A 26,531-nucleotide genomic window follows, 5' to 3' on the forward strand; every position below is an offset into this window, starting at 1 on the left:
GTTGTTATGACTGAGGGGCAGTCTAAACAACGGGCGATGGCGGGCTTGTAACGAAGGGGGCGAGTTATGTCACCATTCTGTGACAAAGCAAGATCAAAAGATCGCAGCCTTCGGCAGCTCCAGGGATCGGTGTAGGAGCTGCCGCAGGCTGCGATCTTTTGACTTTCAATCTATCGAACGGGGTAACTGCAGGGTCACCCGCAACCCGCCTTCACGCAGGTTTTGCAAGCTGACTTCACCGCCATGACTATGGGCAATATTGCGCGCGATCCCCAGCCCCAACCCATACCCCTGCTGTTGCCCGGCCAAGCGGAAGTGCGGCTCAAAGACTTGCTCCAGCCGCTGCTCCGGAACCCCCGGCCCTTCATCGTCGACATGCAGGACAAATGCACTGTCGTCATCATCGATATGCAGATGCGCGTTCTGCCCGTACTTCAACGCATTGTCGATCAGGTTGCCGATGCAGCGCTTGAGCGCCAACGGTTTACCCGGATAGGCCGCGAGCGCCCGCCCCTGCTGAGTCACGCGGCCATTGCCGTTCGGCGCCAGATACGGCTCCACCAGACAATCGAGGACGTGATTGAGATCCACCGGCTCGATGTTCTCGTGGATGTCGGTGTCTTTCACGCATTGCAGCGCACCTTTGACCAGCAGCTCCAGTTCGTCCAGATCGCGGCCGAACTTGACCTGTAGCTTTTCGTCTTCGAGCAGTTCAACGCGCAGACGCAGCCGGGTAATCGGCGTGCGAAGGTCGTGGGAAATCGCGCTGAACAACTGGCTGCGCTCGGTCAGGTAACGGCTGATGCGTTCGCGCATGGTGTTGAACGCACGCCCCACTTCAACCACTTCGCTGCCACCACCTTCGGCCACCGGCTCGACGTCGGCGCCCAGTGACAGATCCCGCGCCGCCCGCGCCAAACGCTTGAGCGGTCGGCTCTGCCAGTGCACCAGCAGGCCGATGAACAGCAGCAAGAAACCGCTGGTGAGAACGATGAACCACACCTGCTGCGCCGGCAGGCCTTGCTCTTCAAGACTGGTGTACGGCTCGGGCAGCAACGAGGCGATGTACAACCATTCGCCCGGTGCCATTTGAATCTGCGTGACCAACACGGGCGGGTTCACCGGTTCCAGGGTCAGCGCGTAGTGCGCCCAGGAGCGTGGCAGCTCATCGAGCTTCAGGCCGGCATTGAAAATCCGCAGATCCTCGGGACTCACGAAGGACACCGAGATATCAGTGTCGTGACCCAGGGACTGACGCAGCACTTCGTCCACCGCTTTCATCACCGCCGCTTTACGCGGTGTGATCGGCAGGACTTCCATTCCGAGCGGTTTGTCGTTGAGCGTCACCACGAATCGCGTGCCGCCCATGCTGCGCAACTGGTCGAGCACCAGCGGTCGATAGGCCACCGGCAACGAACGAAAGTAACTGACGCTGGCCGTCATCGAATGCGCCAGGCTGCGGGCGCTGGTGACCAGTCCTTCAAGCTGCGTGGCGCGCAGTTGCGACACCCAGATCACACTCGACAACGTCTGGGCGAACAGCACCGCGAGCAAGGTCAGCAGCAACATGCGGCCGAGCAGCGAGCGCGGCACCGGCACCCTTTCTGCGAGTTTGCGCAGGGACTCAGTGACCATTGCTGGCAATCACATTGGCTGCCAATTGATAACCGCTGCCGCGTACGGTTCGAATCAGTCGCGGCGGTTTTTCCGTGTCGCGCAGACGTTGGCGCAGGCGACTGACCGCCATGTCGACGATGCGATCGAGTGGCATCAAATCACGGCCACGGGTGGCGTTGCCAATGGTGTCGCGGTCGAGGATTTGCTGCGGGTGATCGAGGAACAGTTTCAACAAGGCGAAATCGGCACCGGACAGAATCACCTCTTCACCATCGATGTGAAACAGACGATGGCTGACCATGTCCAGCCGCCAGTCATCGAAGGCCAGCACTTCACCGCCGTTGCGCTCCTGACCGAATTGCGCGCGGCGCAACAGGGCCTTGATGCGCGCCTGCAATTCACGGGGGCTGAAAGGTTTACCGAGATAGTCGTCGGCGCCCAGTTCCAGACCGATAACACGATCGGCCTCGTCGGAGCTGGCCGTGAGCATGATGATCGGCACCTGCGCCCGTCGCGGGTGCTGGCGAATCCAGCGGCACAGACTGAATCCGTCTTCGTCCGGCAGCATCACATCGAGAATCACCAGGTCACTGGGTTCGTCGTTCAAGGCCTGGCGGAAACCGGCGCCATCGGGCGTGGTACGTACCTGAAACCCGGCGCGGGTCAGGTAGGTGTCCAGCAACTCGCGTATCTCTTGATCGTCATCGACCAACAAAATCGACTTGTTGACTGAGCTCACTTCGAAGGCATCCTTGTTGTTGGAATTGGGGCGGATTATGCCTGATGAACCTCGGATATTTGTTGCCTGTTCTGGCTTCATCGCTGGCAAGCCAGCTCCCACAAGGGTCTGTGTCGCTCACAAAACCTGTGGGAGCTGGCTTGCCAGCGATGAAGGCGACACGGTCTCAAGCCTGTTCGAGCGCTACTCCCGCGCCAACAAGGCCCGAATACGGCGCCGTCACCAGCCACACCGGTATCCCCTTGAAGTAATCGCTCATGCAACCCTTGTCGGCGAAGCATCGGGCGAAACCGCTTTCGAGGAAGAAATCGGCAAACCGCGGAATCACTCCGCCAACGATGTACACCCCACCACGCCCACCGGTGGTCAGCACGTTGTTGCCGGCCACGCGACCGAGCCAGCAGCAGAATTGTTCGAGCACTTCCAGGGCAATCGGATCGCCCGCCAGCCCGGCAGCCGTGATCGCTTCCGGCGTATCCAGCACAGGCTCATGCCCGTCCACCGCACAAATCGCCCGGTAAACCCGTGGCAACCCGCCGCCACTCAACGCCGTTTCCGCGCTGACATGACCAATCTCATTGGAGATGTGCTGCCACAACTGGGTTTCGCGCGGGCTGCTCAGCGGCAAGTCGACGTGACCGCCCTCCCCCGGCAACGCGGCAAACCGGCCTTCGCCCAGATCGAGCAAAGTACCTACGCCCAAACCGGTGCCTGGGCCGATCACCACCGCCGGGCGCAACGGCTCCGGCGTGCCTTCGCAGACCACGCGGAATTCGCCGGGCTGCAAACGGGTCATGCCCAACGCCATGGCCGAGAAATCGTTGACCAGCAACAGCTGATCGACCTGCAAGGTCTGGCAGAAACCCTTGCGGCTCAAACGCCAGTGATTGTTGGTGAACTTGAATTCGTCGCCGCTCACCGGGCCGGCCACCGACAGGCATACCGAGCCGATCGAACCCGACGCCAGACCGAGCCCGCTCAGGTACAGGCTGATCGCCTCTTCCGGGCTGGCGTGGTCGGCCGTCGCCAGCACCTGGACGCTTTCCAGTTGCTGGTTTTTCCACAACGCGAACCGTGCGTTGGTCCCACCGATGTCACCGACCAAAGCCAGTTTCAATTAAGCGTCTCCAGGGCAGAAGTGAAGGCGCTGGCCCCCTGCTCTGCCGAGCTGAAGGCCATGCGCATGAAACCAAACAGTTCGCGACCGGTGCCGATGTTGTTACCCAACAGGCCCTTGGCCGGCGTGCGCGCTGCGAATTCTTCGGCGTCCACCTTAAGCTCCAGGGTGCCTTTGACGCCATCGACGCGGATGATATCGCCCTCTTGCACCCGCGCCAAAGCGCCACCGACATAAGCTTCGGGGCTGACGTGAATCGCCGCCGGGATTTTCCCCGACGCGCCGGACATGCGTCCGTCAGTCACCAGTGCAACCTTGAAGCCGCGATCCTGCAGCACGCCGAGGAACGGCGTCATCTTGTGCAGCTCCGGCATGCCGTTGGAGCGCGGGCCCTGGAAGCGCATTACCGCGACAAAATCCTTCTCCAGCAAACCGGCCTTGAATGCGTCGGCCAGATCCTGTTGATCCTGGAACACCATGGCCGGTGCTTCGACGATCTGGTTTTCCAAGGCGACCGCCGAAACCTTCATCACGCCGCGACCCAGGTTGCCTTCCATCACTCGCAAGCCGCCCTCTGGCGAGAACGCACGAGCGACCGGACGCAGAATGCTTTCATCGAGGCTTTCGGTGATGCCTTCACGCCAGACCAGTTCGCCGTTGTCGAGGAATGGTTCCTGGGTGTAGCGGCTCAGGCCGTGGCCCATGACGGTGTTGACGTTTTCGTGGAGCAACCCGGCGTCCAGCAGTTCGCGGATCAGGAACGACATGCCGCCCGCTGCCTGGAAGTGGTTGATGTCGGCCTTGCCGTTCGGGTAGACGTGGCTCAGGGTCGGCACCACCTCGGAGAGGTCGGCCATGTCCTGCCAGGTCAGTTGAATGCCCGCCGCCATGGCGATGGCCGGCATGTGCAGGGTGTGGTTGGTCGAGCCGCCAGTCGCGTTCAGCGCGACGATGGAGTTGACCAGCGAACGCTCGTCGACGATTTCGCCGATCGGCATGAAGTTGCCGTTTTGCTTGGTCAGGCGCGTCACTTGGTGCGCGGCTTCGCGGGTCAGGGCATCGCGCAGCGGCGTGTTCGGGTTGACGAAAGAGGCGCCCGGCAAGTGCAGGCCCATGACTTCCATCAGCAACTGGTTGGTGTTGGCGGTGCCGTAGAAAGTGCAGGTGCCGGGGCTGTGGTAGGAATTCATTTCCGACTCCAGCAGTTCTTCGCGGCTGGCCTTGCCTTCGGCGTAGCGCTGACGGACGTCGGCTTTCTGCTTGTTGGAAATACCGGAAACCATCGGCCCGCCCGGCACGAAGATCATCGGCAGATGACCAAAGCGCAGCGCCCCCATCATCAGGCCCGGGACGATCTTGTCGCAGATGCCGAGCATCAGCGCGCCATCGAACATGTTGTGGGACAGCGCCACGGCGGTGGACAGCGCGATCACTTCGCGGCTCGGCAGGCTCAGCTCCATGCCCGGCTCGCCCTGGGTCACGCCATCGCACATGGCCGGAGTGCCACCGGCGAACTGGCCGACGGAGCCGATTTCGCGCAGGGCTTTCTTGATCAGTTCAGGGAAGACTTCGTACGGCTGGTGCGCCGAAAGCATGTCGTTATATGACGAAACAATCGCAATGTTCGCGGAGTTCATCATCCGCAGGCTGTTCTTGTCGTCGCTGCCGCAACCGGCCACGCCGTGGGCGAAGTTGGCGCATTGCAGCTTGCCGCGCATCGGACCGTCGCTGGCCGCACCGCGAATCAATGCAAGGTAAGCCTCACGCGTGGCGCGGCTGCGGGCGATAAGCCGTTCGGTGACCTCAAGGACGCGGGGATGCATGTGTAGAACTCCAGGCTAACGGATGTGGCGACCTGATTGTCTATGCTGATCAAAGGCCGGTGTCGATGGGATGACAGACGGTTTTCTTGATCGGTTGGACCAGTTGATTCAGGTCACTCGTTGTAGATTGAATAAAATATTGCCATCAAAAAGGCTTGTTTTCTATTTTTTTGCGAATAATCTTGTAATTCCAACAACAAAACGACGGTAGCGCAGACATATGACTCTTCGAATCGCAATCAATGGCTTTGGCCGCATCGGCCGTAATGTTCTTCGCGCACTCTATACACAAGGCTACCGTCAGGATTTGCAGATCGTTGCCATCAACGATCTGGGGGACAGCGCAATCAACGCGCATCTGCTTAAGTACGACACTGTTCACGGCACGTTCGACGCCGATGTCCAGCACGATCAGGAAAGCCTGACCGTCAACGGCGACCGCATTGCGGTCAGTGCCATTCGCAATCCGGCCGAGCTGCCTTGGGCCGCTGAAAAGATTGATGTGGTGTTCGAATGCACCGGTCTGTTCACCGACCGAGCCAAAGCCGCCGCGCATATTACGGCCGGCGCACGCAAAGTGATCATCTCGGCCCCGGCCAAAGGCGCTGACGCCACCGTGGTTTATGGTGTGAACCACGACATTCTGCGCCAGTCGCACCAGATCATTTCCAACGCGTCGTGCACCACCAACTGCCTGGCCCCGGTGGCCCAGGTGCTGCACCGCGAGCTGGGCATCGAAAGCGGTCTGATGACCACGATCCACGCCTACACCAACGACCAGAACCTGACCGACGTTTACCACACCGACCCGTACCGCGCCCGTTCGGCCACCCAGAACATGATCCCGAGCAAGACCGGCGCCGCTGAAGCGGTGGGCCTGGTATTGCCGGAACTGGCGGGCAAGCTGACCGGCATGGCGGTACGTGTGCCGGTGATCAACGTATCGCTGGTTGACCTGACAGTGCAGCTGAAAAAAGAAGCCAGCGCCGAAGAAGTCAACGCCCTGCTCAAGCAAGCCAGCCAGCACTCGAAGATCCTCGGCTACAACACCCTGCCGCTGGTCTCCAGCGACTTCAACCACAACCCGCTGTCGTCGATCTTCGACGCCAACCACACCAAGGTCAGCGGCAAGCTGCTCAAGGTATTGGCCTGGTACGACAACGAATGGGGCTTCTCCAACCGCATGCTCGATAACTGCCTGGCGCTGTGCAACGCTGAATAGGCATTGATACGCCCCTGTAGGAGCTGCCGGAGGCTCGGGCCGCGTTCGGACGATCTTTTGATCTTGATCTTGTAAAAATCAACATCAAAAGATCGCAGCCTTCGGCAGCTCCTACAGGTATTTGCGACACCGAGGAGCATGCAATGATCGGTATCAGCTTTACGCAAAAGACCCTGGCGGTGCGCAAGCGCATCGCCCTGGTTGCCCATGATCACTGCAAAGTGTTTTTGCTGGACTGGGCCGAGCGACAAAAAGACAGGCTGGCGCAGCATGAACTGGTCGCCACCGGCACCACGGGGTTGTTGTTGCAACAACGTCTCGACCTGCCGGTAGAAAGCATGATCAGTGGCCCGCTGGGCGGTGACCAACAGCTCGGCGCGCGCATCGCCGAGCAACGGGTCGACATGCTGGTGTTCTTCTGGGACCCGTTCGAACCGCAGCCGCACGACCCGGACATCAAGGCATTACTGCGGGTCGCGGCAGTCTGGAACATTCCGGTGGCGTGCAACGAATGCAGCGCTGATTACTTGCTCAGCAGCCCGATGATGGATCAGGCGCACACGCACCGGATCCCGGATTACGCCACATATTTACAGGGCCGAGCATAAACCTTCACAAATCAATACTTGACCACTCGAGCGGATGATAAGCATTATCATTCGCTCGAAATGGATCAGGTCTTCCCGTGAGTCAATCGCGCTTCAATGACGTCTTCATCACCCAGCGAGTCTCTCTGCTGCGTACGCTGGAGCGGATGGTCAACAATCACAGCACCGCCGAAGACCTGCTGCAGGAAACCTACCTGCGCGTGACCCGTGCGCTCAGCGAACGGGCCATCGATCACCTTGAACCCTTTGTTTTCCAGACCGCCCGCAACCTGGCGCTGGACCATTTGCGTGCGCGACGCATCCATTCGCGCACCATGGTCGACGACGTGCTGCCGGAGGTGGTGGAAAGCATCGCCGCCCCCGCCAGCAGCGCAGAGGACGCCGCCCATGCCGAACAATTGCTCGAGCGTCTGAACGTGCGCCTCAGTCAACTCAGCCCCCGCCAGCAGCAGATTTTCATCCTCAGCCGCCTGCACGGTCACAGCTATCTGGAGATCGCCGAAAAACTCGGCGTGTCGCTCAGCACTGTGCAGAAAGAGCTGAAACTGATCATGACCATCTGCATCGGCGTCGCCGAACGGGCAAACGGCCACTGAGTCGCCCGCTGCTCGACGGTTTTATTCATCAGGGCTACCCTTGGCCCACTTTCGCGCTTCACTAAAAAAACAGCCGTGCACAGACACTGCCGAGGAAACACCGTGACGGACACCCACCGCTCCCCTTCGCCCTCACCGGCGCAGGCCACTGCAGACGCGATGGACCAGGCTATGGACTGGCTGATCGTGCTGGACAGCCCGAGCGAAGAACAGACTCGCCAGTTCCACGCGTGGCTCGCGGCCGAACCGGCGCATGCCGATGCGTTTGCCAAGGCCCAGGCGATCTGGAACGGTCCGCAAGTCACGCAATGCGCGCAAAGCCTGGCTGCGCGGCCTTCCAAAGTCACCGTACTGTCACGCCTGCGCCCGCACTGGAAACCCTTGGCCACCGCCGCCGTGCTGATCCTCGGTCTGTTCAGCTTCAGCAATCTGCCCATGCGCCTTCAGGCCGATCACCTGACCGTGGTCGGTGAACGCCAGCGCCTGCAACTGGAGGACGGTTCGAAAGTCCTGCTCAACACCAATTCGGCGTTTTCCAGCACCATCAACGATCAAAAACGCGTGGCTCGCCTGTATCAGGGCGAGGCGTTTTTTGAGGTCCAGCCCCATCGCGGCCAGCCGCTGGAACTCGACGCCGGCCTGGTGACCGCCAGCGTTCGCGATACGGCTTTTGCCGTGCGTTACCTCGACGGCGTGACACAGGTTCGCGTGCAGCGTGGCGATGTCGACCTGCGCGCCACCCGTGACGACGCGCGGATTCGCCTGACCGCCGGGGAAAGTATCCGCATCGGCCCCAACGGCTTCGATCGCCCGGCCAAACTCGATGCCGCCACCGACCTGGCGTGGGTTCAGGGTCGACTGGTTTTCGAAAACTGCCCGCTGAACCAGGTGCTCGCAGAGCTGCGTCGCTACTATCCGGGCTGGATCATCAACAACAACGAACAGTTGGCCAATGTTGCCGTCACCGGTAATTACCGGCTCGACCAGCCGCTGGACGTGGTCCGTTCGCTGGCCCACATCACCTCGGCGCAGTTGAAGGAATTCCCGGCGCTGGTGATTCTGAACTGAATGAGAATTATTTTTACTCGATAGTCATTCCCCGTACGTCTCGTTATAGCCAATGCAATTGATTCGCATCTCACCATGCCAATCAGCACCTATAAAGATTCGTGCGACACGGAGCGCTATCGATGTCCTCTCGCCTTACCCGCCAGTCCTCTTCACCGTCCCGCGTGCTGTCGCTGCTGACCGCCGCCATCCTGATGGCCGGCACTGCGCCTGTCATGGCCGCCAGCGCCGAGCAGCCTAGCCGCAACATGGGCGACTACTCGTTCGCCATCACGCCGCAACCGCTGGTCTCGGCGCTCAACGCCTTTACCGCCGTGACTGGCTGGCAAGTGGGCTTGCCGGCAGAGCTGGCTGAAGGCGTGGCGTCGCCGGGCGTGCGCGGATCGCTGCCGCCGGAAAAAGCCCTGGATCGCCTGTTGGTGGGGACCAACCTGAGCTACCGCAAACTGGGCAACAACAACATCGTGCTCGAACGCCGCACCACCGCCGGCATCCTGAACCTGCAACAGGTGACCATCAGTGCCACGCGTAACGAGCAGGACGTGAACAGCGTACCCAGCACCGTCACCGTCCACACTCGCGATGAACTGGACCGTAACAACGTCAACACCATCAAGGACCTTGTGCGCTATGAGCCGGGCGTTTCGGTGGGTGGTGCCGGTACTCGCGGCGGGATCAGCGGCTACAACATCCGCGGCATCGACGGTAACCGGGTCCTGACGCAGATCGATGGCGTGGAAATCCCCAACGGTTTCTTCAACGGCCCTTACGCCAAGACCCAGCGCAACTACGTCGACCCGGAAATCATCAAGCGCGTCGAAATCCTCCGGGGTCCGGCGTCGGTGCTGTATGGCAGCAATGCCATCGGCGGCGCAGTCAGTTACTTCACCCTCGACCCGGACGACATCATCAAGCCTGGCCAGGACGTCGGCGCACGCCTGAAGACCGGTTACAGCTCGGCTGACGAGAGCTGGCTCAAGTCCGCCACCGTGGCCGGTCGCGCCGATCAGTTCGACGGCCTGTTGCACTACAGCCAGCGCGACGGTCATGAAACCGAATCCTACGGCAGCAACAACAGCACCGGCCTGACGCGCACCGCCGCCAACCCGGAAGACGTGCGCGCCACCAACGTGCTGGCCAAGCTCGGCTGGAACTACAAGGACGACGCACGCCTGGGCCTGACCTACGAGAAGTACAAGGACGATCGCGACACCGATCAGAAAAGCGCCTACGGCGGTCCTTACTTTGCCGGCGCGCCGACCATTCCCGACAGTGTTTTGCCCGGCGGCATGTACCAGTCGCGTACCGGTAACGACACCATTACCCGTGAACGCTTCGGCCTGGAACACAGCTTCGCCCTCGACAGCCTGTTGGTGGACAACGTCAAGTGGAGCCTGAATCACCAGATCGCCAAGACCGACCAGAGCACCGACGAGGTCTACTTCCCCATCACCCGCAAGGTGTTGCGCACCCGCGACACGCTCTACGAAGAAAAGCAGTGGGTGTTCGACGCACAACTGGATAAAAGCTTCAGCGTCGCCGACACCGAACACTTGCTGACTTACGGCACCACCCTTAAGCAGCAGAAAGTCACGGGCTCGCGCAGCGGCAACGGTACGTGCCTGGCAATCGGTCGCGGCTGCTCCGCCATCGGCGCCACCAGCGCTGCCGATGTGCTGAGAAAATCCAGCGACTTCCCGGACCCGACCATCAACACCTACAGCGTGTTTGCCCAGGATCAGATCAGCTGGAACAACTGGACCTTCCTGCCGGGCCTGCGCTACGACTACACCGAGCTCAAGCCAGACATCACCCAGGAATTCCTCAACACCGTGTCCGCCGACGGTCGCGGCACCGTCAGCGACGAAAACAAGACCTGGCACAAAGTCTCGCCCAAGTTCGGCCTGACCTACGCCTTCAACGACAACTACACCTGGTACGGCCAGTACGCCGAAGGTTTCCGAACCCCGACCGCGAAGGCCTTGTACGGGCGTTTCGATAACACTGCTGCCGGCTACCGCGTGGAACCGAACCCGGACCTGGAACCGGAAAAAAGCCAGAGCTACGAGACCGGCCTGCGCGGCAACTTCGAGCAGGGCTCGTTCGATGTGGCGGTGTTCTACAACAAGTATCGCGACTTCATCAACGAAGACGCGGTTACCCCTGGCTATGACGAACCGACCTTCCAGAGCGCCAACATCAAGCACGCCACCATCAAGGGTGCGGAGATCAAGGGCCGCCTGAACCTCGACGCCTTTGGCGCACCACAGGGCCTCTACACCCAGGGCTCGGTGGCTTACGCCTACGGTCGCAACAACGACAACGGCGAGCCGATCAACAGCGTCAACCCGCTGACCGGCGTGTTCGGCCTCGGTTACGACCAGGACAACTACGGCGGTTTGCTCAGCTGGACCGTGGTCAAGCGCAAGGATCGCGTCGACGACAGCAACTTCAAGTCGCCGGACGGCGTCAGCAGCCAGTTCAAGACCCCGGGCTTCGGCATTCTCGACCTGAGCGCGTATTACAAGGTCACCGACGACGTGACCGTCAGCGGCGGCGTCTACAACCTCACCGACAAGAAATACTGGCTGTGGGATGACGTGCGCGGCTACGACAGCGTCGGCGAAGCGTCGGTAACGCAACCGGCCAACCTTGATCGCCTGACTCAACCGGGTCGTAACTTCGCGGTCAACCTGATCTGGGATATCTGACCTGACTCACCTCACTGCGCGGTTTTCCATCGCCGCGCAGTGAGGTTTTTTTACTGTCAGGCCCGTGCTTATTCGTCTCGTTACCAAGCGCCTCTTTTTCCCCCAAGGAATAGTCATGACTACTCAGGACACCGCACAACGCCCAAGCCTGCGTTCACAACGGTTGAACCAGGTCACCAACGAGCCCCACACCAAACTCGATGCACTGGTCAAAGCTCACGCGCCATTTGAAACCCAGGCCAACTTCGCCCGTTTCGTGGTGGCGCAGTACCTGTTCCAGTCGGAACTGGTGGCGCTGTACAACGATGCGGAACTGACCGCCATCGTCCCGGACCTGCCCGCTCGCTGCCGTGCCGAAGCGGCCAAGGCTGACCTGGCGGACCTGGACACCGAACTACCGGCACCGGTCGCCGGCGCAGTGAACAATCCGAGCAAGGCCGAAGCACTGGGCTGGCTCTTCGTCTCCGAGGGTTCCAAGCTCGGCGCCGCGTTCCTGATCAAGCGTGCCGTGGGCCTTGGCCTGAGCGAAACCTTCGGTGCCCGTCACCTCGGCGAACCGGCCGGTGGTCGTGCGCAAGGCTGGAAAAACTTCGTCAAGACCCTCGATGAACTGGAACTCAGCGCAGAGGAAGAAGCCGAGCTGGATAAGGGCGCCATCGATGCGTTCAACCGGTTTACGGTGTTGTTGGAGCAGGCTTACGCCACTACCCCGGAAGTCGCCTGACACCTACCTCGGATACCCCCTGTAGGAGCTGCCGCAGGCTGCGATCTTTTGATCTTGATCTTCTTGAGGTCGTAAAAAAAGATCAAAAGATCGCAGCCTGCGGCAGCTCCTACAGTTCCGATCAAGCTTCACATCTGTTTTCCTGAGTCCATGCCCACCTCCTCAAAACTCGCCCGCCTTCTCTTCGGCCTGCTGGCCTACGTCAGCCTCGGCATCGGCCTGATCGCCATTGTCATTCCCGGCCTGCCGACCACCGAATTCATTCTGCTGGCCGCCTGGGCCGCGACCAAGAGTTCGCCACGCTTGAGTGCCTGGCTGGAAAACCATCGACTGTTCGGTCCCATCCTCAGCAACTGGCGCAACGGCAAGATCATCGCGCGCCGGGCAAAAATCAGCGCGACTGTCAGCATGCTGTTATGTGCGGGACTTATGCTGGTGATGCTCGACCACGGCTGGCCGATTTATCTGGCGATTGTCGGGATGGGGCTGGGCAATCTGTGGATCTGGTCGCGACCGGAATCACTGCCGCAACACCCGTCATTTCCTCCGTGATTTTCCCCGTTTTTTATCCGCGTTTCGGCAGATTTTCCCGCGCAAACGTTCAACCATGACCGTTCGTCGGCATGCCCCTCATGCAATTTCACCCTCACGCCGATGTGCATTGAATGGCGCTAAATGGATTTGGCGAGTGGAGCCGCAAAGGCTCACAGCCAACCATTCATTCCTTCGCGAGTTCGCCCTATGTTCGACTCACTGTCCATCCGCCTGAAAATCGTCCTGCTCTCCGGTCTGTGCCTGTTAGGCGTGGTCACGTTGATCGTGGGCATGAACTTCTACCAGACCAATCAGAACGATGAGCTGGTCAGCGATTCCAGCAGCAGAATGCTCACCGACAGTGTGCAGAACCTGCTCCAGGCCAAAGCTGCCGAGCAAGCGGTGCGGGTGCAGAAGACATTCGGTGAAACCTTGACGGTGGTGACCGCCCTGGCGGACCAGATCAAGGACATGCGCAACCTGGCTGCCAAGCGTTCGCTTGAGCCCGGCGCATTGCGTGAAGAGTTGAACCTGAGTTTGAAAACCGCCTTCGAGCGCAACAGCAAAGTGCTGGGTATCTGGCTGGCCTTCGAACCCAACGGCCTGGACGGCAAGGACAGCGAGTTCGCCAATGACGCCGCCCGCCAGTCCAACGAGATCGGTCGTTTCGCCACGTACTGGAGCCGTGCCGGGGGTGAAGCGCTCAACACGATCATGGTCGAAGAGGACATGACCAAAACCACGCTGAACTTGAGCGGTACGCCTTACAACATCTGGTACACCTGCCCTCGGGACAGCAAGCGCACTTGCCTGCTCGACCCGTACGCCGATACGGTCGGCGGCAAGGAAATGTTGATGACCACCATTTCCGTACCGCTGCTGGTGGATGGCAAGTCCATCGGCGTGGTCGGCATCGACATTGCCCTCGACGCGCTGCAAGCGACGGCGGTCGACTCCCAGCGTGAACTGTTCAACAGCGCCGGGCACATGTTGATTGTCTCTGGCACTGGTGTGGTGGGTGCCTACAGCGTCGACGCCAGCAAAGTCGGCAAGAACATCGGCGACACACTGGGCGCAGACGGCAAGGACGTCCTGCAGTTGCTCAGCAGTGGCGCACCAAAGATTCTGCAACAGGGCGACTTGATTCGTGCGGTGTACCCGGTCAGCCCGATTGCCGATTCCAAGGCCTGGGGCGTGGTGATCGACCTGCCCAAGCAAGTGTTGCTGGCCGACTCGGTGAAGCTGCAAACAGTACTCGATGACGCCCAGCAAAGCGGCACGATCAAAGCGGTTGTCGTGGCGATCATTGCCGGCCTTATCGGCTTGCTGCTGATCTGGCTCACCGCCTCGGGCGTGACCCGGCCGATCAACAGCGTGGCAGAAATGCTCAAGGCGATTGCCAGCGGCGACGGCGACCTGACCCAACGCCTGCACTACAGCAAGAAAGATGAATTGGGTGAACTGGTCAGCTGGTTCAACCGCTTCCTCGACAAGCTGCAACCGACCATCGCGCAGATCAAGCAAAGCATCACCGACGCGCGCGGCACCGCTGACCAGTCTTCGGAAATCGCCCGCCAGACCAGTGAAGGCATGCAGGTGCAATTCCGCGAAATCGACCAGGTCGCCACGGCGTCCAACGAAATGAGCGCCACCGCCCACGACGTCGCCAACAGCGCATCGAACGCGGCAAATGCCGCCAAAGGCGCCGATCAGTCGGCCCGCGATGGCATGCAGATCATTGAGCGCAGCACCCGCGATATCAATCAACTGGCCGATGAAGTCAGCAAGGCTGTGACTGAAGTTGAGGCATTGGCGGTCAACAGCGAGCAGATCGGTTCCGTGCTGGAGGTGATCCGCAGCATCGCCGAACAAACCAACCTGCTGGCGCTCAACGCAGCGATCGAGGCCGCCCGCGCCGGTGAAAGCGGTCGTGGCTTTGCGGTGGTGGCCGATGAAGTGCGCAACCTGGCCAAACGCACCCAGGATTCGGTGGAAGAAATTCGCCTGGTGATCGAACGCATCCAGAGCGGCACTCGCGGTGTGGTCGCGACCATGCATTCGAGTCAGACCCAGGCCCACAGCAACGCCGGGCAGATCCAGCAAGCGGTCCAGGCCTTGAGCAAAATCAGCGACGCGGTGACGGTGATCAGCGACATGAACCTGCAAATCGCCAGCGCCGCCGAACAGCAAAGCGCCGTGGCCGAAGAGGTCAACCGCAATGTCTCGGCGATTCGCACCGTCACCGAAACCCTGACGGGCCAGGCCACTGAATCGGCGCAGATCAGCAGCCAGCTCAACAGCCTGACGACCCAGCAGATGAAATTGATGGATCAGTTCCGCGTTTAAAAAACACCGCAATCCTGTAGGAGCAAAGCTTGCTCGCGATAACGGTGGGTCAGACACTGCATAGCTGACTGTCAAGACGCCATCGCGAGCAAGCTTTGCTCCTACAAGGGGATTTCATCTACCAGAAGATTTTTTGATCTATGCTCGGCCTCTCGCTCCGGAGGGCCTTCGATGACTGATTTACTCACGTCCATTCAAGCCGCACTCGGCTTGCCGCATACGCCAATCCCGTTCACCGCCACTGGCGCCCTGCCCTCGGCGTTCGCCGTTACGGACCTTGCGTGCGCCAGCATTGCCGCCGCCGGTCAGGCTGTCGGCGAATTGTTGAATCAACAAACAGGACGCTTGCCCATCCTTGAAGTCGATCGACGCCTTTCCTCGTTCTGGTTCTCCAGTTCGATCCGCCCGGTAGGCTGGAACGTGCCGCCGCTGTGGGACCCGTTCGCCGGTGACTACGCCGCCAAGGATGGCTGGATCCGTCTGCACACCAACGCCCCTCATCACCGTGCCGCCGCTGAATCCGTGCTGGGCGCCTGCGCCGACCGTGCCGCGATGGCCAGCAAAGTCGCGCAATGGGTCAAGAGCGATCTGGAGCAAGCCGTGGTCGATGCCGGTGGCTGTGCCGCCGAAATGCGCACTTGGGAACAGTGGCAGACACATCCGCAAGGTCGGGCAGTCGATGCCGAGCCACTGATTCAATTCGCTCATCACGGCAGCCATAACGGCACGCCGTGGCAAGGCTCTGTCGCGCAACCGCTGGCCGGGATCAAGGTGCTGGATTTGACCCGTGTGCTCGCCGGCCCCGTCGCCAGTCGTTTTCTCGCCGGTCTTGGCGCCGACGTTTTACGCATCGACCCGCCCACCTGGAACGAACCGGGCGTGGTGCCGGAGATGACCCTGGGCAAACGCTGTGCTCGCCTGGATCTGCACGAAAAGGCCGACCGCGCACTGTTCGACAGCCTGCTCAAAGACGCCGACATTGTGCTCCACGGTTACCGCGCCGATGCGTTGGAGCGCTTGGGTTACGGAGTCACTGAACGAAAAAAACTGGCCCCCGGCCTGATCGATGTTTGTCTCAATGCCTACGGCTGGAACGGACCGTGGCAAAACCGTCGTGGCTTCGACAGCCTGGTGCAGATGAGCAGCGGCATTGCTGACGCCGGCATGCACTGGAAGCACGCAGACAAACCAACGCCGTTGCCGGTGCAAGCGCTCGATCACGCCACTGGGTACCTGATGGCGGCGAGTGCGATCACGTTGCTGACAGAACGCTTGAGCAGCGGCCAGGGTGGGTCGGCACGATTGTCGTTGGCGCGTACGGCGAAGTTGTTGATCGAGCATGGTCGCGGTAGCGAAGAGTTGTTGCGGGTTGAGGATGAACACGACCAGGGGATGCTGGTTGAGCAAACGCCTTGGGGGCCTGCGCATCGCTTGCACGTACCGCTAAAGATCACGGGGACGCCGTTGCAGTGGGCGGTTGCAGCTTCTGAATTGGGTTCGCATCGCGCGCAGTGGTGGTGACTGGGTGACTGCTATCGCGAGCAGGCTCACTCCTACAGGGACCGCGCACAACCTGTAGGAGTGAGCCTGCTCGCGATGACGCCAGATCAGTCAGCACACATTCCAGATCAGCTCAATCCAAACGACTCAAAGAGGTCCAAAGCAACTGCGCCGCATAACCCCGATACGGCCGCCACGCTTCAGCCCGCGCCAGCAACTGCTTCGCCGTCACCGGCCCACCCTCCAGCGCCGCCAACGCATTGATCAGCCCCACATCCCCATTCGGGAACCCATCCACATCCCGCAGTTGCCGCAGGGCAATGTACTGCGCCGTCCAGTCGCCAATCCCGTGCAACGCGAGCAATCGCGCCACGCCGCCCTCACGCCCGGGCTCAAACAACAACGGATCAGCCAGTAGCGCTTGAGCCACGCCAGACAGGGTTCGACCACGGCTTTTCGGCATCCCCAGCGTGGCCAGATCCGCCACCGCCAGAACAGCGGCCTCAGGAAATACATGGCTCAGGCCATCCCGTGGCGAAGCCAGTGGCAAGCCATATTGCGCCACCAGTTTCCCCGCCAATTTGATCGCCGCACCGACGGTAATCTGCTGTCCCAACACCGCCCGGATTGCCAATTCCAGACCGTCCCACGTCCCCGGCACGCGCAGCCCCGGACGCTCTTCGATCAAGCGTGCGAGCAATGGATCAACCGCCAGATGACGATGAATCGTGGCCAGTTCGGCATCCAGATCAAGCATCCGCCGCAGCCTTGCGACGATCTCGGGCATGGCCGACGGATCAGGAAAATCGAGCGTCAGTTCCAGTGAATCCGCTGTCGCAGGCTGGATCGACAGGGTCCCGCTTGCGCCGTTCAGGCCGATGCTGCGCGAGTAAACGCCGTCAGCCACGGTTTCCAGTCCCACAATCGCCCGTGCCGACAAAAATCCCAGCATCGCCGGCCAGTCATAAGGCGGTTCGAAACCCAGCAACAGCCTCACAGCCTGAGCAATCCGCTGTACAGCCCATACGCCGCCAATCCGGCACCACAGAGGACGCAGGTAAAGATGCCTTTTTCGATGGCGGTGAAGACAGGTTTGCCCTGTTCATGCCGGGCCTTGGCGAACAGGATCACGCCCGGCGCATAGAGCAGCGCCGAGAGCAGCAGATACTTCAAGCCGCCGGCGTACAACAACCACACCGCGTAACTCAGGGCGACGCCACCGACCAGCAGATCCTTGGTTCGTTCTGCGGAGGCGTGTTCATAGGTTTCACCGCGCCCACTCAACAACACCGCATAAGCCGCCGACCACAGATACGGCACGAGGATCATCGACGACGCGAGGTAAATCAGGCTGGTATAGGTGCTGGCGGCGAACAGGATGATCAGCAGGAAAAGCTGAATCATCACGTTGGTCATCCACAACGCATTGATCGGCACATGATTGGCATTTTCCTTGGTCAGGAACGCCGGCATGGTTTTGTCCTTGGCCGTGGCAAAGAGGATTTCGGCACACAGCAGCGCCCACGAGAGCAAGGCGCCCAACAGTGAAATCGCCAGGCCGACACTGATCAGCAGCGCGCCCCACGGACCGACGATATGCTCCAGCACCGACGCCAGCGACGGGTTCTGCAAGGTGGCCAGTTCCGGTTGGCTCATGATCCCCAGCGACAACACGTTGACCAACACCAGCAGCGCCAGCACGCCGATAAAACCGATGACCGTGGCCCGGCCGACGTCCGAACGTTTCTCCGCCCGCGCCGAATAGACACTGGCGCCCTCGATGCCGATGAACACGAACACCGTGACCAGCATCATGTTGCGCACCTGGTCCATCACGCTGCCGAAACTCGGATTGCTGCGCCCCCAGATGTCACGGGTAAACACGTCGGCCTGGAACGCCACCGCAGCGATCACGATGAACATGATCAGCGGCACTACCTTGGCCACGGTGGTCAGCAGATTGATGAACGCCGCCTCCTTGATCCCGCGCATCACCACGAAATGCACCGTCCACAGCAGCACCGACGCACAGGCGATGGCGATCGGTGTGTTGCCCTCGCCGAACACCGGAAAGAAAAAGCCAAGGGTGCTGAACAGCAGCACGAAGTAGCCGACGTTGCCCAGCCAGGCGCTGATCCAGTAACCCCACGCCGAGGAAAACCCCATGTAATCGCCGAAACCTGCCTTGGCGTAGGCGTACACCCCCGAATCGAGTTCCGGTTTGCGATTGGCCAGGGTCTGGAACACGAAAGCCAGGGTCAGCATCCCCACGGCCGTGATCGCCCAGCCGATCAGAATCGCACCGGCATCGGCCTTGGCCGCCATGTTCTGCGGCAGGGAAAAGATCCCGCCGCCAATCATCGAACCCACGACCAGAGCGATCAGCGCGCTCAGGCGAAGCTTGTGCGGGGCTTGCGACATTGTTGCGCCTCCAATGGCTTGGCAAGTATCGGGACTAATTACCGATGAACTAAATGGGTAAAGCGTAATTACGTTTATTGGATAACGCCAATTTATGTCTTTTTATTAACGCTCGATCATTTCCGACCCTCCATATACTCAATCGCTTTATAGATGAAGATTCATACAACAATTGCTTACTGAAAATTCACGCTGAAAATTTGCGTCTCAAAGAAAACGAACTAGCTTCATAAAACCAAGCAATACGATCTGTTCCAAGATTAAAACAGAAAGCCTCTAGGACGGGCCTTTCAGGAAGTCGACGGGTGCCTTCAAACAAACGAAAAAGCCCTTTTTGAATGTGAGCAGGCACTGATCCAAGTCAGCTGATTGAGTTGTAAACAGAACTACGCTGTGAACCCTCTTCACCTGCAATGGAGTCATGCAATGTCTGAAGCTCCCGGAAAACTTCGACTGGGTGCACTGGTTGCCCTGGTAGTCGGTTCAATGATCGGTGGAGGGATTTTTTCTTTGCCGCAGAATATGGCCGCCAGTGCTGACGTCGGCGCCATTCTGATCGGCTGGGCCATCACCGCCGTCGGCATGCTCACCCTCGCTTTTGTCTTCCAGACCCTCGCCAACCGCAAGCCCGACCTCGATGGTGGTGTCTACGCCTACGCCAAGGCAGGTTTCGGCGACTACATGGGTTTTTCTTCCGCCTGGGGTTACTGGATCAGCGCGTGGCTGGGCAACGTAGGTTATTTCGTATTGCTGTTCAGCACCCTGGGTTACTTCTTTCCGATTTTCGGGGAAGGCAACACGGTGGCTGCGGTGATCGGTGCGTCCGTGCTGCTCTGGGCCGTGCACCTGCTGGTGTTGCGCGGAATCAAGGAAGCCGCATTCATCAACCTGGTGACCACGGTCGCGAAGATTGTGCCGCTGGTGCTGTTCATCTTGATTGCGGTGTTCGCCTTCAAACTGGACATCTTCACCGCCGACATCTGGGGCCTGAAGAACCCTGACCTGGGCAGCGTGATGAACCAGGTGCGCAACATGATGCTGGTCACCGTGTGGGTATTCATCGGCATCGAAGGCGCGAGCATTTTCTCGGCCCGTGCGGAAAAACGCAGTGATGTGGGTAAAGCCACGGTGATCGGTTTTGTCACCGTGCTGCTCATCCTGGTGCTGGTGAACGTACTGTCGCTGGGCATCCTGACCCAACCGGAACTGGCCAAGCTGCAGAACCCGTCGATGGCCGCCGTGCTGGAGCATGTGGTGGGTCAGTGGGGGGCGGTGCTGATCAGTGTCGGCCTGGTCATCTCGTTGCTCGGCGCGCTGTTGTCGTGGGTGCTGCTGTGCGCGGAGATCATGTTCGCCGCCGCCAAGGACAACACCATGCCGGCCTTCCTGCGCAAGGAAAACGCCAACCAGGTGCCGGTCAATGCGCTCTGGCTGACCAACGCGATGGTGCAGATTTTCCTGGTCATCACGCTGTTTTCGGCCAGCACCTATCTGTCGCTGATCTACCTCGCCACCTCGATGATCCTGGTGCCGTACCTGTGGTCGGCGGCCTACGCCTTTCTGCTGGCAGTGCGCGGCGAAAGCTACGAAGGCGCGCCGGGCGAGCGGCAGAAGGATCTGATCATCGGCGCCATCGCCCTGATCTACGCGATCTGGCTGCTGTATGCCGGCGGCACCAAGTATCTGCTGCTCTCGGCCCTGCTCTATGCCCCCGGCGCGATCCTGTTCGCCAAGGCCAAGATGGAAATCAACAAACCGGTCTTCACCAACGTCGAGAAGCTGATTTTCGCTGCGGTGGTCGTGGGCGCGCTGGTGGCGGCCTACGGTCTCTATGACGGCTTCCTGACCCTGTAATTCGATTGTTTTGTCATCTGGAGGATCACTGAAATGACCACGGAAAAAGTTAAGTACGGCGTCCACTCCGAAGCCGGCAAACTGCGCAAAGTCATGGTTTGCTCCCCCGGCCTGGCCCATCAGAGGCTGACCCCGAACAACTGCGACGAACTGCTTTTCGACGATGTGCTGTGGGTGGCCCAGGCCAAGCGCGACCATTTCGACTTCGTCACCAAAATGCGTGAACGCAACGTCGACGTGCTGGAAATGCACAACCTGCTGACCGACATCGTCGCCATCCCCGAAGCGCTCGACTGGATTCTGGAGCGCAAAATCACCGCTGACTCGGTCGGCCTCGGTCTGATCAATGAAACAAGCTCGTGGCTGCGCAGCCTGGAGCCACGGCATATCGCCGAGTACCTGATCGGCGGCGTTTCCGGCGATGATCTGCCGAGCAGTTTTGGCGGCAAGTCCATCGAGATGTTCCGCGACTTTCTCGGCAAAACCAGCTTCATCCTGCCGCCGCTGCCCAACACTCAATTCACCCGCGACACCACCTGCTGGATCTACGGTGGCGTAACGCTCAACCCGATGTACTGGCCGGCACGCCGTCAGGAAACCTTGCTGGCCACCGCCATCTACAAATTCCACCCCGAGTTCACCAACGCCGACTTCCAGATCTGGTACGGCGACCCGGACAAGGACCACGGTAACTCCACCCTCGAAGGTGGCGACGTGATGCCGATCGGCAACGGCGTGGTGTTGATCGGCATGGGCGAACGCTCGTCCCGCCAGGCCATCGGCCAACTGGCGGTCAACCTGTTCAAGAACAAAGCCGTGGAAAAAGTCATCGTTGCCGGCCTGCCGAAATCCCGCGCGGCGATGCACCTGGACACCGTGTTCAGCTTCTGCGACCGCGATGTGGTGACGATCTTCCCGGAAGTGGTGAACCAGATCGTCGCCTTCACCCTGCGCCCCGACGAAAGCAAACCGGGCGGCATCGACATCCGCCGCGAGGACACCAACTTCCTCGACACCGTGGCCCAGGCCCTCAACCTCAAGGCCCTGCGCGTCGTCGAAACCGGCGGCAACAGCTTCGCCGCCGAGCGCGAGCAATGGGACGACGGCAACAACGTGGTCGCCGTGGAACCGGGGGTGGTCATCGGCTACGACCGCAATACCTACACCAACACTTTGCTGCGCAAGGCCGGGGTGGAAGTCATCACCATCAGCGCCGGCGAACTCGGACGCGGTCGCGGCGGCGGCCACTGCATGACCTGCCCGATCATCCGCGATCCGATCGACTACTAACCTATTAGCCTCGGCCCGCACTTACCGAGTGCGGACCAAGGGGATAACCGACACCTTAGGAGATCCAAAATGGCGTTCAATATCCATAACCGCAATCTGCTGAGCCTGGAACACCACACCCCTCGCGAATTGCGCTACCTGCTCGACCTGTCGCGCGACCTCAAGCGCGCCAAATACACCGGCACCGAACAGCAACACCTCAAGGGCAACAACATCGCACTGATCTTCGAAAAAACCTCAACCCGCACTCGCTGTGCGTTCGAAGTCGCGGCCTATGACCAGGGTGCCAACGTCACCTACATCGACCCGAATTCCTCGCAGATCGGCCATAAGGAAAGCATGAAGGACACCGCCCGTGTATTGGGGCGCATGTACGACGCGATTGAGTATCGGGGCTTCAAACAGGAAATCGTCGAAGAGCTGGCCCAGTTTGCGGGCGTGCCGGTGTTCAACGGTTTGACCGATGAATATCACCCGACGCAAATGATCGCCGACGTGCTGACCATGCGTGAGCACGCCGACAAACCGATCCATGAAATCAGCTATGCCTACCTCGGTGATGCCCGTAACAACATGGGCAATTCGCTGCTGCTGATCGGCGCCAAGCTCGGCATGGACGTGCGCATCTGCGCGCCGAAAGCGCTGTGGCCGGCGGACGATCTGGTGGCTCGCTGCAAAAAATATGGTGAAGAAAGCGGTGCCCGGATCACCCTCACCGACGACCCGAAAGCCGCCGTCAAAGGCGTGGACTTTATCCACACCGACGTTTGGGTTTCGATGGGCGAACCGGTGGAGGCCTGGGCCGAGCGCATCCAGCAACTGCTGCCGTATCAGGTCAACGCCGAACTGATGAAAGCCACCGGCAACCCGCGCACCAAGTTCATGCACTGCCTGCCGGCCTTCCACAACAGCGACACCAAGGTCGGCAAGCAGATCGCCGAGCAGTACCCGCACCTCAAGAACGGCATCGAAGTGACCGATGACGTCTTCGAGTCGCCGGCCTGCATCGCCTTCGAGCAAGCGGAAAACCGCATGCACACGATCAAGGCGATTCTGGTGTCGACGTTGGCGGATCTCTAAAGATTGACCACTAACCTGTAGGAGCCGCCGAAGGCTGCGATCTTTTGATCTTTGAAGATCAATAGCAAGATCAAAAGATCGCAGCCTTCGGCAGCTCCTACTCAAAAAGGACTTGCACCATGCGTATCGTCGTAGCTCTGGGCGGTAACGCCCTGCTTCGCCGGGGTGAACCGATGACCGCTGACAACCAGCGCGCCAACATCCGGATCGCCACCGAACAGATCGCCAAGATCCATCCCGGCAACCAACTGGTCATCGCCCACGGCAATGGCCCGCAAGTCGGCCTGCTGTCGCTGCAAGCGGCGGCGTACACCTCGGTTTCGCCTTATCCGCTGGACGTACTCGGCGCCGAAACCGAAGGCATGATCGGCTACATCATCGAACAGGAACTCGGCAATCTGCTGGACTTCGAAGTGCCCTTCGCAACCTTGCTGACCCAGGTCGAAGTCGATGCCAATGACCCGGCGTTCCAGAACCCCACCAAACCCATCGGCCCGGTGTACACCAAGGCCGAGGCGGAAAAACTCGCCGCTGAAAAAGGCTGGGCCATCGCCCCGGATGGCGACAAATACCGCCGCGTGGTCGCCAGCCCCAAACCGAAACGCATCTTTGAAATCCGCCCGATCAAGTGGCTGCTGGAAAAAAACAGCATCGTCATCTGCGCGGGCGGTGGCGGCATTCCGACCATGTACACCGCCCCCGGCAAACTGGAAGGTGTCGAGGCGGTCATCGACAAGGATCTGTGTTCGGCGCTGCTGGCCGAACAACTTGAAGCCGATCTGCTGGTGATCGCCACCGACGTCAACGCCGCGTTCATCGACTTCGGCAAACCCACGCAGAAATCCATCACCCGGGCGCACCCCGACGAAATGGAAAAACTCGGCTTCGCCGCCGGCTCCATGGGACCGAAGGTGCAGGCAGCCTGCGAGTTTGCGCGCCATACTGGAAAAGTCGCGGTCATCGGCTCGCTCGCGGACATCGAAGCGATCGTCCAGGGCAAGGCTGGCACCCGCATCAGCACGGCGACTCCGGGCATTACTTACTCGTAAGGAGAGACGTCTATGGCACAGTTTGAGCCAGGTCACTTGCACATCGAACGTCATGCGCTGACCCCGGATGATGTCAGCTACAACCTGCACCTCGACTATGAAGTCAGCAAGAATGACAAAGGTGAAAAAGGCATCCAGTTCACCCTGCATGGCAGCATTCAGGGCAAGGACATGTCAGAGCCGTTTTTCCTGCCCAAGGAGGAGGCCTACAACTTCGCCAGGGATGTGACGAGAATTGCCGAGAAGTACGGGATTCCGAAGACACACAGCCAGATCGGCTCGGTCCACAAGCATTACGACTTGATGTTTGAAGACATCCGGGAGCAGCTGAATATGAAATCAGGCGACCCGGTAAACCCTGAACACTTCGAGTGATCTGTACACATATTCTGTGATCAGCCACAAATCCCTGTGGGAGCGGGCTTGCCCGCGATAGCGGTACATCTGTCGCGTCAATGCCGGATCTGCCACCGTCATCGCGGGCAAGCCCGCTCCCACAGGGGACATCGCTGACCTGAAGTCCTGCGCCGGATTTCACCATTCGCCCGCCCCAAGGCATACTTGCCACCCTCCGCAATCCAGAACCCGAAAGCGCCCCATGCGTATCCACGTCAGCTTCATCGACCGCGTCGGCATTACCCAGGAAGTCCTGGCCCTGCTCGGTGGGCGCAATCTCAATCTGGATGCGGTGGAAATGGTCCCGCCCAACGTCTACATCGACGCCCCGACCCTGAGCCCGGAAGTCCTCGAAGAGCTGCGTGATGCGCTGTTCAGCGTGCGCGGCGTGCAAGCGGTGACGGTGGTCGACATTCTTCCCGGCCAGCGCCGGCACTTGCAGCTTGATGCGTTGCTCGCGGCCATGACCGACCCGGTGCTGGCGCTGGACAGCGATGGCAAGGTGCTGCTGGCCAACCCGGCATTGATCGCCCTGTACGGTCGCGAACCGGCCGGCGAAAGCATCGCCGAGCTGTTTGCCGACCCGGCGTTGCTCGATGCCTTGCTCGAACACGGCTTTCGCTTGCCGCTGCGGGAAATCACGGTCAACGGCCAGACCTTGTTGCTGGACGCCACGCCAATCACCGACGCCGGCGCCCTGCTCACGCTCTATCAACCCAACCGTATCGGTGAACGCCTGTCGGCACTGCATCACGATCACGCCGAAGGCTTCGATGCGCTGCTCGGCGAATCGCCAGTGATCCGCACGCTCAAGGTTCGCGCGCAACGGGTGGCGGCCCTCGATGCGCCGTTGTTTATCCAGGGCGAAACCGGCACCGGCAAGGAACTGGTGGCCCGGGCCTGCCACGCCATCAGCGCGCGACACAGTTCACCGTTTCTGGCACTGAACTGTGCGGCATTGCCGGAGAACCTCGCCGAAAGCGAACTGTTCGGCTACGCCCCCGGCGCGTTCACCGGTGCACAACGCGGTGGCAAACCGGGGCTGATGGAACTGGCCAACCAGGGCACGGTGTTTCTCGACGAGATCGGTGAGATGTCGCCGTACTTGCAGGCCAAGTTGCTGCGTTTTCTCAACGACGGCAGCTTCCGTCGCGTGGGCGGTGATCGCGAGGTGAAGGTCAACGTGCGGATTCTCAGTGCGACCCACCGCGACCTGGAAAAAATGGTCAGCGAAGGTCAGTTCCGCGAAGACCTGTTCTATCGCCTCAACGTGCTCAACGTCGAAGTGCCGCCGCTGCGCGAACGCGGTCAGGACATCCTGTTGCTGGCCCGCTACTTCATGCAGCAAGCCTGCGCGCAAATCCAGCGCCCGGTCTGTCGCCTGGCGCCAGGCACTTATCCAGCACTGCTGGGCAACCGCTGGCCGGGCAATGTGCGACAACTGCAAAACGTGATCTTCCGCGCCGCCGCCATTTGCGAAAGCAGCCTGGTGGACATCGGCGACCTCGACATCGCCGGCACTTCGGTCGCGCGCCAGAGCGATCATGATGTCGACAGCCTGGAACAGGCCATGGACGAATTCGAGAAAACCCTGCTGGAAAAACTCTACGTCAGCTACCCCTCGACCCGCCAACTGGCCAGCCGCCTGCAAACCTCGCATACGGCGATTGCGCATCGGTTGCGCAAGTACGGAATCCCCAACAAGGCTTGAAGCCTGACAATCTCTAATCCCCCACAGGTTTTGTGTCCTGCATGAAACCGCGCCAAAAACGACCTCCACCTGTACTGAAAGCGCTACAGCGGAACGATATCGCTACAACCCTCTCCGATCACCGC

Annotated in this window: 20 protein-coding genes and 2 pseudogenes; 16 read left to right on the forward strand and 6 right to left on the reverse strand. The window is 60.3% G+C overall.

Annotation, left to right across the window (positions count from 1 at the left end; translation table 11 throughout):
* Positions 1–165: 165 nt before the first annotated feature.
* The 4 genes from ACM110_RS00935 to edd form a co-directional block, all read right to left on the reverse strand.
* Entirely contained in the window at positions 166–1,593 is a 1,428-nt protein-coding gene (locus ACM110_RS00935) for an ATP-binding protein (RefSeq protein ID WP_416126404.1), read from the reverse strand.
* 31 nt (positions 1,594–1,624) lie between these two features.
* On the reverse strand, positions 1,625–2,356 hold the full coding sequence (locus ACM110_RS00940; RefSeq protein WP_338582594.1) for a response regulator transcription factor: 732 nt from the start codon (positions 2,354–2,356) through the stop codon (positions 1,625–1,627).
* Positions 2,357–2,522: 166 nt separating this feature from the next.
* Positions 2,523–3,473 (reverse strand): glucokinase, encoded by a 951-nt coding sequence (locus ACM110_RS00945; RefSeq protein ID WP_416126199.1) that lies wholly within the window; start codon positions 3,471–3,473, stop codon positions 2,523–2,525.
* On the reverse strand, positions 3,470–5,296 hold the full coding sequence (gene edd / locus ACM110_RS00950; RefSeq protein WP_338582596.1) for a phosphogluconate dehydratase: 1,827 nt from the start codon (positions 5,294–5,296) through the stop codon (positions 3,470–3,472). The genes ACM110_RS00945 and edd overlap by 4 nt, the downstream gene beginning before the upstream one ends.
* A gap of 220 nt (positions 5,297–5,516) precedes the next feature.
* Here edd and gap point away from each other — a divergent pair, with 220 nt between their 5' ends.
* The 10 genes and pseudogenes from gap (at position 5,517) to ACM110_RS01000 (ending at position 16,626) form a co-directional block, all read left to right on the forward strand.
* Entirely contained in the window at positions 5,517–6,518 is a 1,002-nt protein-coding gene (gene gap / locus ACM110_RS00955; RefSeq protein ID WP_416126200.1) for a type I glyceraldehyde-3-phosphate dehydrogenase, read from the forward strand.
* 143 nt (positions 6,519–6,661) lie between these two features.
* Entirely contained in the window at positions 6,662–7,126 is a 465-nt protein-coding gene (locus ACM110_RS00960) for a methylglyoxal synthase (protein WP_338582598.1), read from the forward strand.
* A gap of 77 nt (positions 7,127–7,203) precedes the next feature.
* Positions 7,204–7,722 (forward strand): RNA polymerase sigma factor, encoded by a 519-nt coding sequence (locus ACM110_RS00965; RefSeq protein WP_416126201.1) that lies wholly within the window; start codon positions 7,204–7,206, stop codon positions 7,720–7,722.
* Positions 7,723–7,824: 102 nt separating this feature from the next.
* On the forward strand, positions 7,825–8,790 hold the full coding sequence (locus tag ACM110_RS00970; RefSeq protein WP_416126202.1) for a FecR family protein: 966 nt from the start codon (positions 7,825–7,827) through the stop codon (positions 8,788–8,790).
* A gap of 122 nt (positions 8,791–8,912) precedes the next feature.
* Positions 8,913–11,501: a TonB-dependent receptor gene (locus ACM110_RS00975; RefSeq protein WP_416126203.1), complete on the forward strand. Its 2,589-nt coding sequence runs from the start codon at positions 8,913–8,915 to the stop codon at positions 11,499–11,501.
* A gap of 115 nt (positions 11,502–11,616) precedes the next feature.
* Entirely contained in the window at positions 11,617–12,225 is a 609-nt protein-coding gene (locus ACM110_RS00980) for a biliverdin-producing heme oxygenase (RefSeq protein ID WP_416126204.1), read from the forward strand.
* Between the two features lie 150 nt (positions 12,226–12,375).
* The gene (locus tag ACM110_RS00985) at positions 12,376–12,777 is read left to right on the forward strand and encodes a YbaN family protein (RefSeq protein WP_416126205.1); all 402 of its coding nucleotides are present in this window, start codon (positions 12,376–12,378) and stop codon (positions 12,775–12,777) included.
* Between the two features lie 453 nt (positions 12,778–13,230).
* Positions 13,231–14,199, forward strand: a pseudogene (locus tag ACM110_RS00990) (chemotaxis protein); the annotation flags it as partial.
* 378 nt (positions 14,200–14,577) lie between these two features.
* A pseudogene (locus tag ACM110_RS00995) lies at positions 14,578–15,105 on the forward strand (methyl-accepting chemotaxis protein); the annotation flags it as partial.
* Between the two features lie 171 nt (positions 15,106–15,276).
* Positions 15,277–16,626 carry a CoA transferase gene (locus ACM110_RS01000; protein WP_416126206.1) on the forward strand — a complete coding sequence of 450 codons (1,350 nt, stop codon included), beginning with the start codon at positions 15,277–15,279 and terminating at the stop codon, positions 16,624–16,626.
* Positions 16,627–16,738: 112 nt separating this feature from the next.
* On the opposite strand, the gene ACM110_RS01005 is transcribed toward ACM110_RS01000, so the two are convergent.
* Together ACM110_RS01005 and arcD (ACM110_RS01010) are read right to left on the reverse strand one after the other, a co-directional pair.
* Positions 16,739–17,602, reverse strand: coding sequence for a DNA-3-methyladenine glycosylase family protein (locus ACM110_RS01005; RefSeq protein ID WP_416126207.1), 864 nt, complete (start codon positions 17,600–17,602; stop codon positions 16,739–16,741).
* Positions 17,599–19,026 carry an arginine-ornithine antiporter gene (arcD, locus tag ACM110_RS01010; protein WP_416126208.1) on the reverse strand — a complete coding sequence of 476 codons (1,428 nt, stop codon included), beginning with the start codon at positions 19,024–19,026 and terminating at the stop codon, positions 17,599–17,601. Before arcD (ACM110_RS01010) ends, ACM110_RS01005 begins: the two co-directional genes overlap by 4 nt.
* Before the next feature lie 426 nt (positions 19,027–19,452).
* Between arcD (ACM110_RS01010) and arcD (ACM110_RS01015) the strand changes: the two genes are divergently transcribed.
* From arcD (ACM110_RS01015) to ACM110_RS01040, 6 genes are all read left to right on the forward strand, one after another.
* Positions 19,453–20,880 carry an arginine-ornithine antiporter gene (gene arcD, locus ACM110_RS01015; protein WP_416126209.1) on the forward strand — a complete coding sequence of 476 codons (1,428 nt, stop codon included), beginning with the start codon at positions 19,453–19,455 and terminating at the stop codon, positions 20,878–20,880.
* 33 nt (positions 20,881–20,913) lie between these two features.
* On the forward strand, positions 20,914–22,170 hold the full coding sequence (arcA, locus tag ACM110_RS01020; protein WP_416126210.1) for an arginine deiminase: 1,257 nt from the start codon (positions 20,914–20,916) through the stop codon (positions 22,168–22,170).
* A 69-nt stretch (positions 22,171–22,239) separates the two neighbouring features.
* Entirely contained in the window at positions 22,240–23,250 is a 1,011-nt protein-coding gene (locus ACM110_RS01025) for an ornithine carbamoyltransferase (protein WP_416126211.1), read from the forward strand.
* A 119-nt stretch (positions 23,251–23,369) separates the two neighbouring features.
* Positions 23,370–24,299, forward strand: coding sequence for a carbamate kinase (gene arcC, locus ACM110_RS01030; RefSeq protein WP_416126212.1), 930 nt, complete (start codon positions 23,370–23,372; stop codon positions 24,297–24,299).
* A gap of 12 nt (positions 24,300–24,311) precedes the next feature.
* Positions 24,312–24,674 (forward strand): DUF5064 family protein, encoded by a 363-nt coding sequence (locus tag ACM110_RS01035; protein WP_416126213.1) that lies wholly within the window; start codon positions 24,312–24,314, stop codon positions 24,672–24,674.
* 223 nt (positions 24,675–24,897) lie between these two features.
* Positions 24,898–26,406, forward strand: a complete 1,509-nt coding sequence (locus ACM110_RS01040) for a sigma-54-dependent transcriptional regulator (protein WP_416126214.1) — start codon at positions 24,898–24,900, stop codon at positions 26,404–26,406.
* The last annotated feature ends 125 nt before the right edge of the window (positions 26,407–26,531 follow it).

This window comes from Pseudomonas sp. NFX98, assembly GCF_047784845.1.
Taxonomy (GTDB): Bacteria; Pseudomonadota; Gammaproteobacteria; order Pseudomonadales; family Pseudomonadaceae; genus Aquipseudomonas.

Excerpts from the sequence above, each read along its gene's own strand:
- edd (WP_338582596.1), bottom strand. The coding sequence starts at position 5,296 with ATGCATCCCCGCGTCCTTGAGGTCACCGAACGGCTTATCGCCCGCAGC.
- gap (WP_416126200.1), top strand. The coding sequence starts at position 5,517 with ATGACTCTTCGAATCGCAATCAATGGCTTTGGCCGCATCGGCCGTAAT.
- ACM110_RS00960 (WP_338582598.1), top strand. The coding sequence starts at position 6,662 with ATGATCGGTATCAGCTTTACGCAAAAGACCCTGGCGGTGCGCAAGCGC.
- ACM110_RS00975 (WP_416126203.1), top strand. The coding sequence starts at position 8,913 with ATGTCCTCTCGCCTTACCCGCCAGTCCTCTTCACCGTCCCGCGTGCTG.
- ACM110_RS00980 (WP_416126204.1), top strand. The coding sequence starts at position 11,617 with ATGACTACTCAGGACACCGCACAACGCCCAAGCCTGCGTTCACAACGG.
- ACM110_RS00985 (WP_416126205.1), top strand. The coding sequence starts at position 12,376 with ATGCCCACCTCCTCAAAACTCGCCCGCCTTCTCTTCGGCCTGCTGGCC.
- ACM110_RS01000 (WP_416126206.1), top strand. The coding sequence starts at position 15,277 with ATGACTGATTTACTCACGTCCATTCAAGCCGCACTCGGCTTGCCGCAT.
- arcD (WP_416126208.1), bottom strand. The coding sequence starts at position 19,026 with ATGTCGCAAGCCCCGCACAAGCTTCGCCTGAGCGCGCTGATCGCTCTG.
- arcD (WP_416126209.1), top strand. The coding sequence starts at position 19,453 with ATGTCTGAAGCTCCCGGAAAACTTCGACTGGGTGCACTGGTTGCCCTG.
- arcA (WP_416126210.1), top strand. The coding sequence starts at position 20,914 with ATGACCACGGAAAAAGTTAAGTACGGCGTCCACTCCGAAGCCGGCAAA.
- ACM110_RS01025 (WP_416126211.1), top strand. The coding sequence starts at position 22,240 with ATGGCGTTCAATATCCATAACCGCAATCTGCTGAGCCTGGAACACCAC.
- arcC (WP_416126212.1), top strand. The coding sequence starts at position 23,370 with ATGCGTATCGTCGTAGCTCTGGGCGGTAACGCCCTGCTTCGCCGGGGT.
- ACM110_RS01035 (WP_416126213.1), top strand. The coding sequence starts at position 24,312 with ATGGCACAGTTTGAGCCAGGTCACTTGCACATCGAACGTCATGCGCTG.
- ACM110_RS01040 (WP_416126214.1), top strand. The coding sequence starts at position 24,898 with ATGCGTATCCACGTCAGCTTCATCGACCGCGTCGGCATTACCCAGGAA.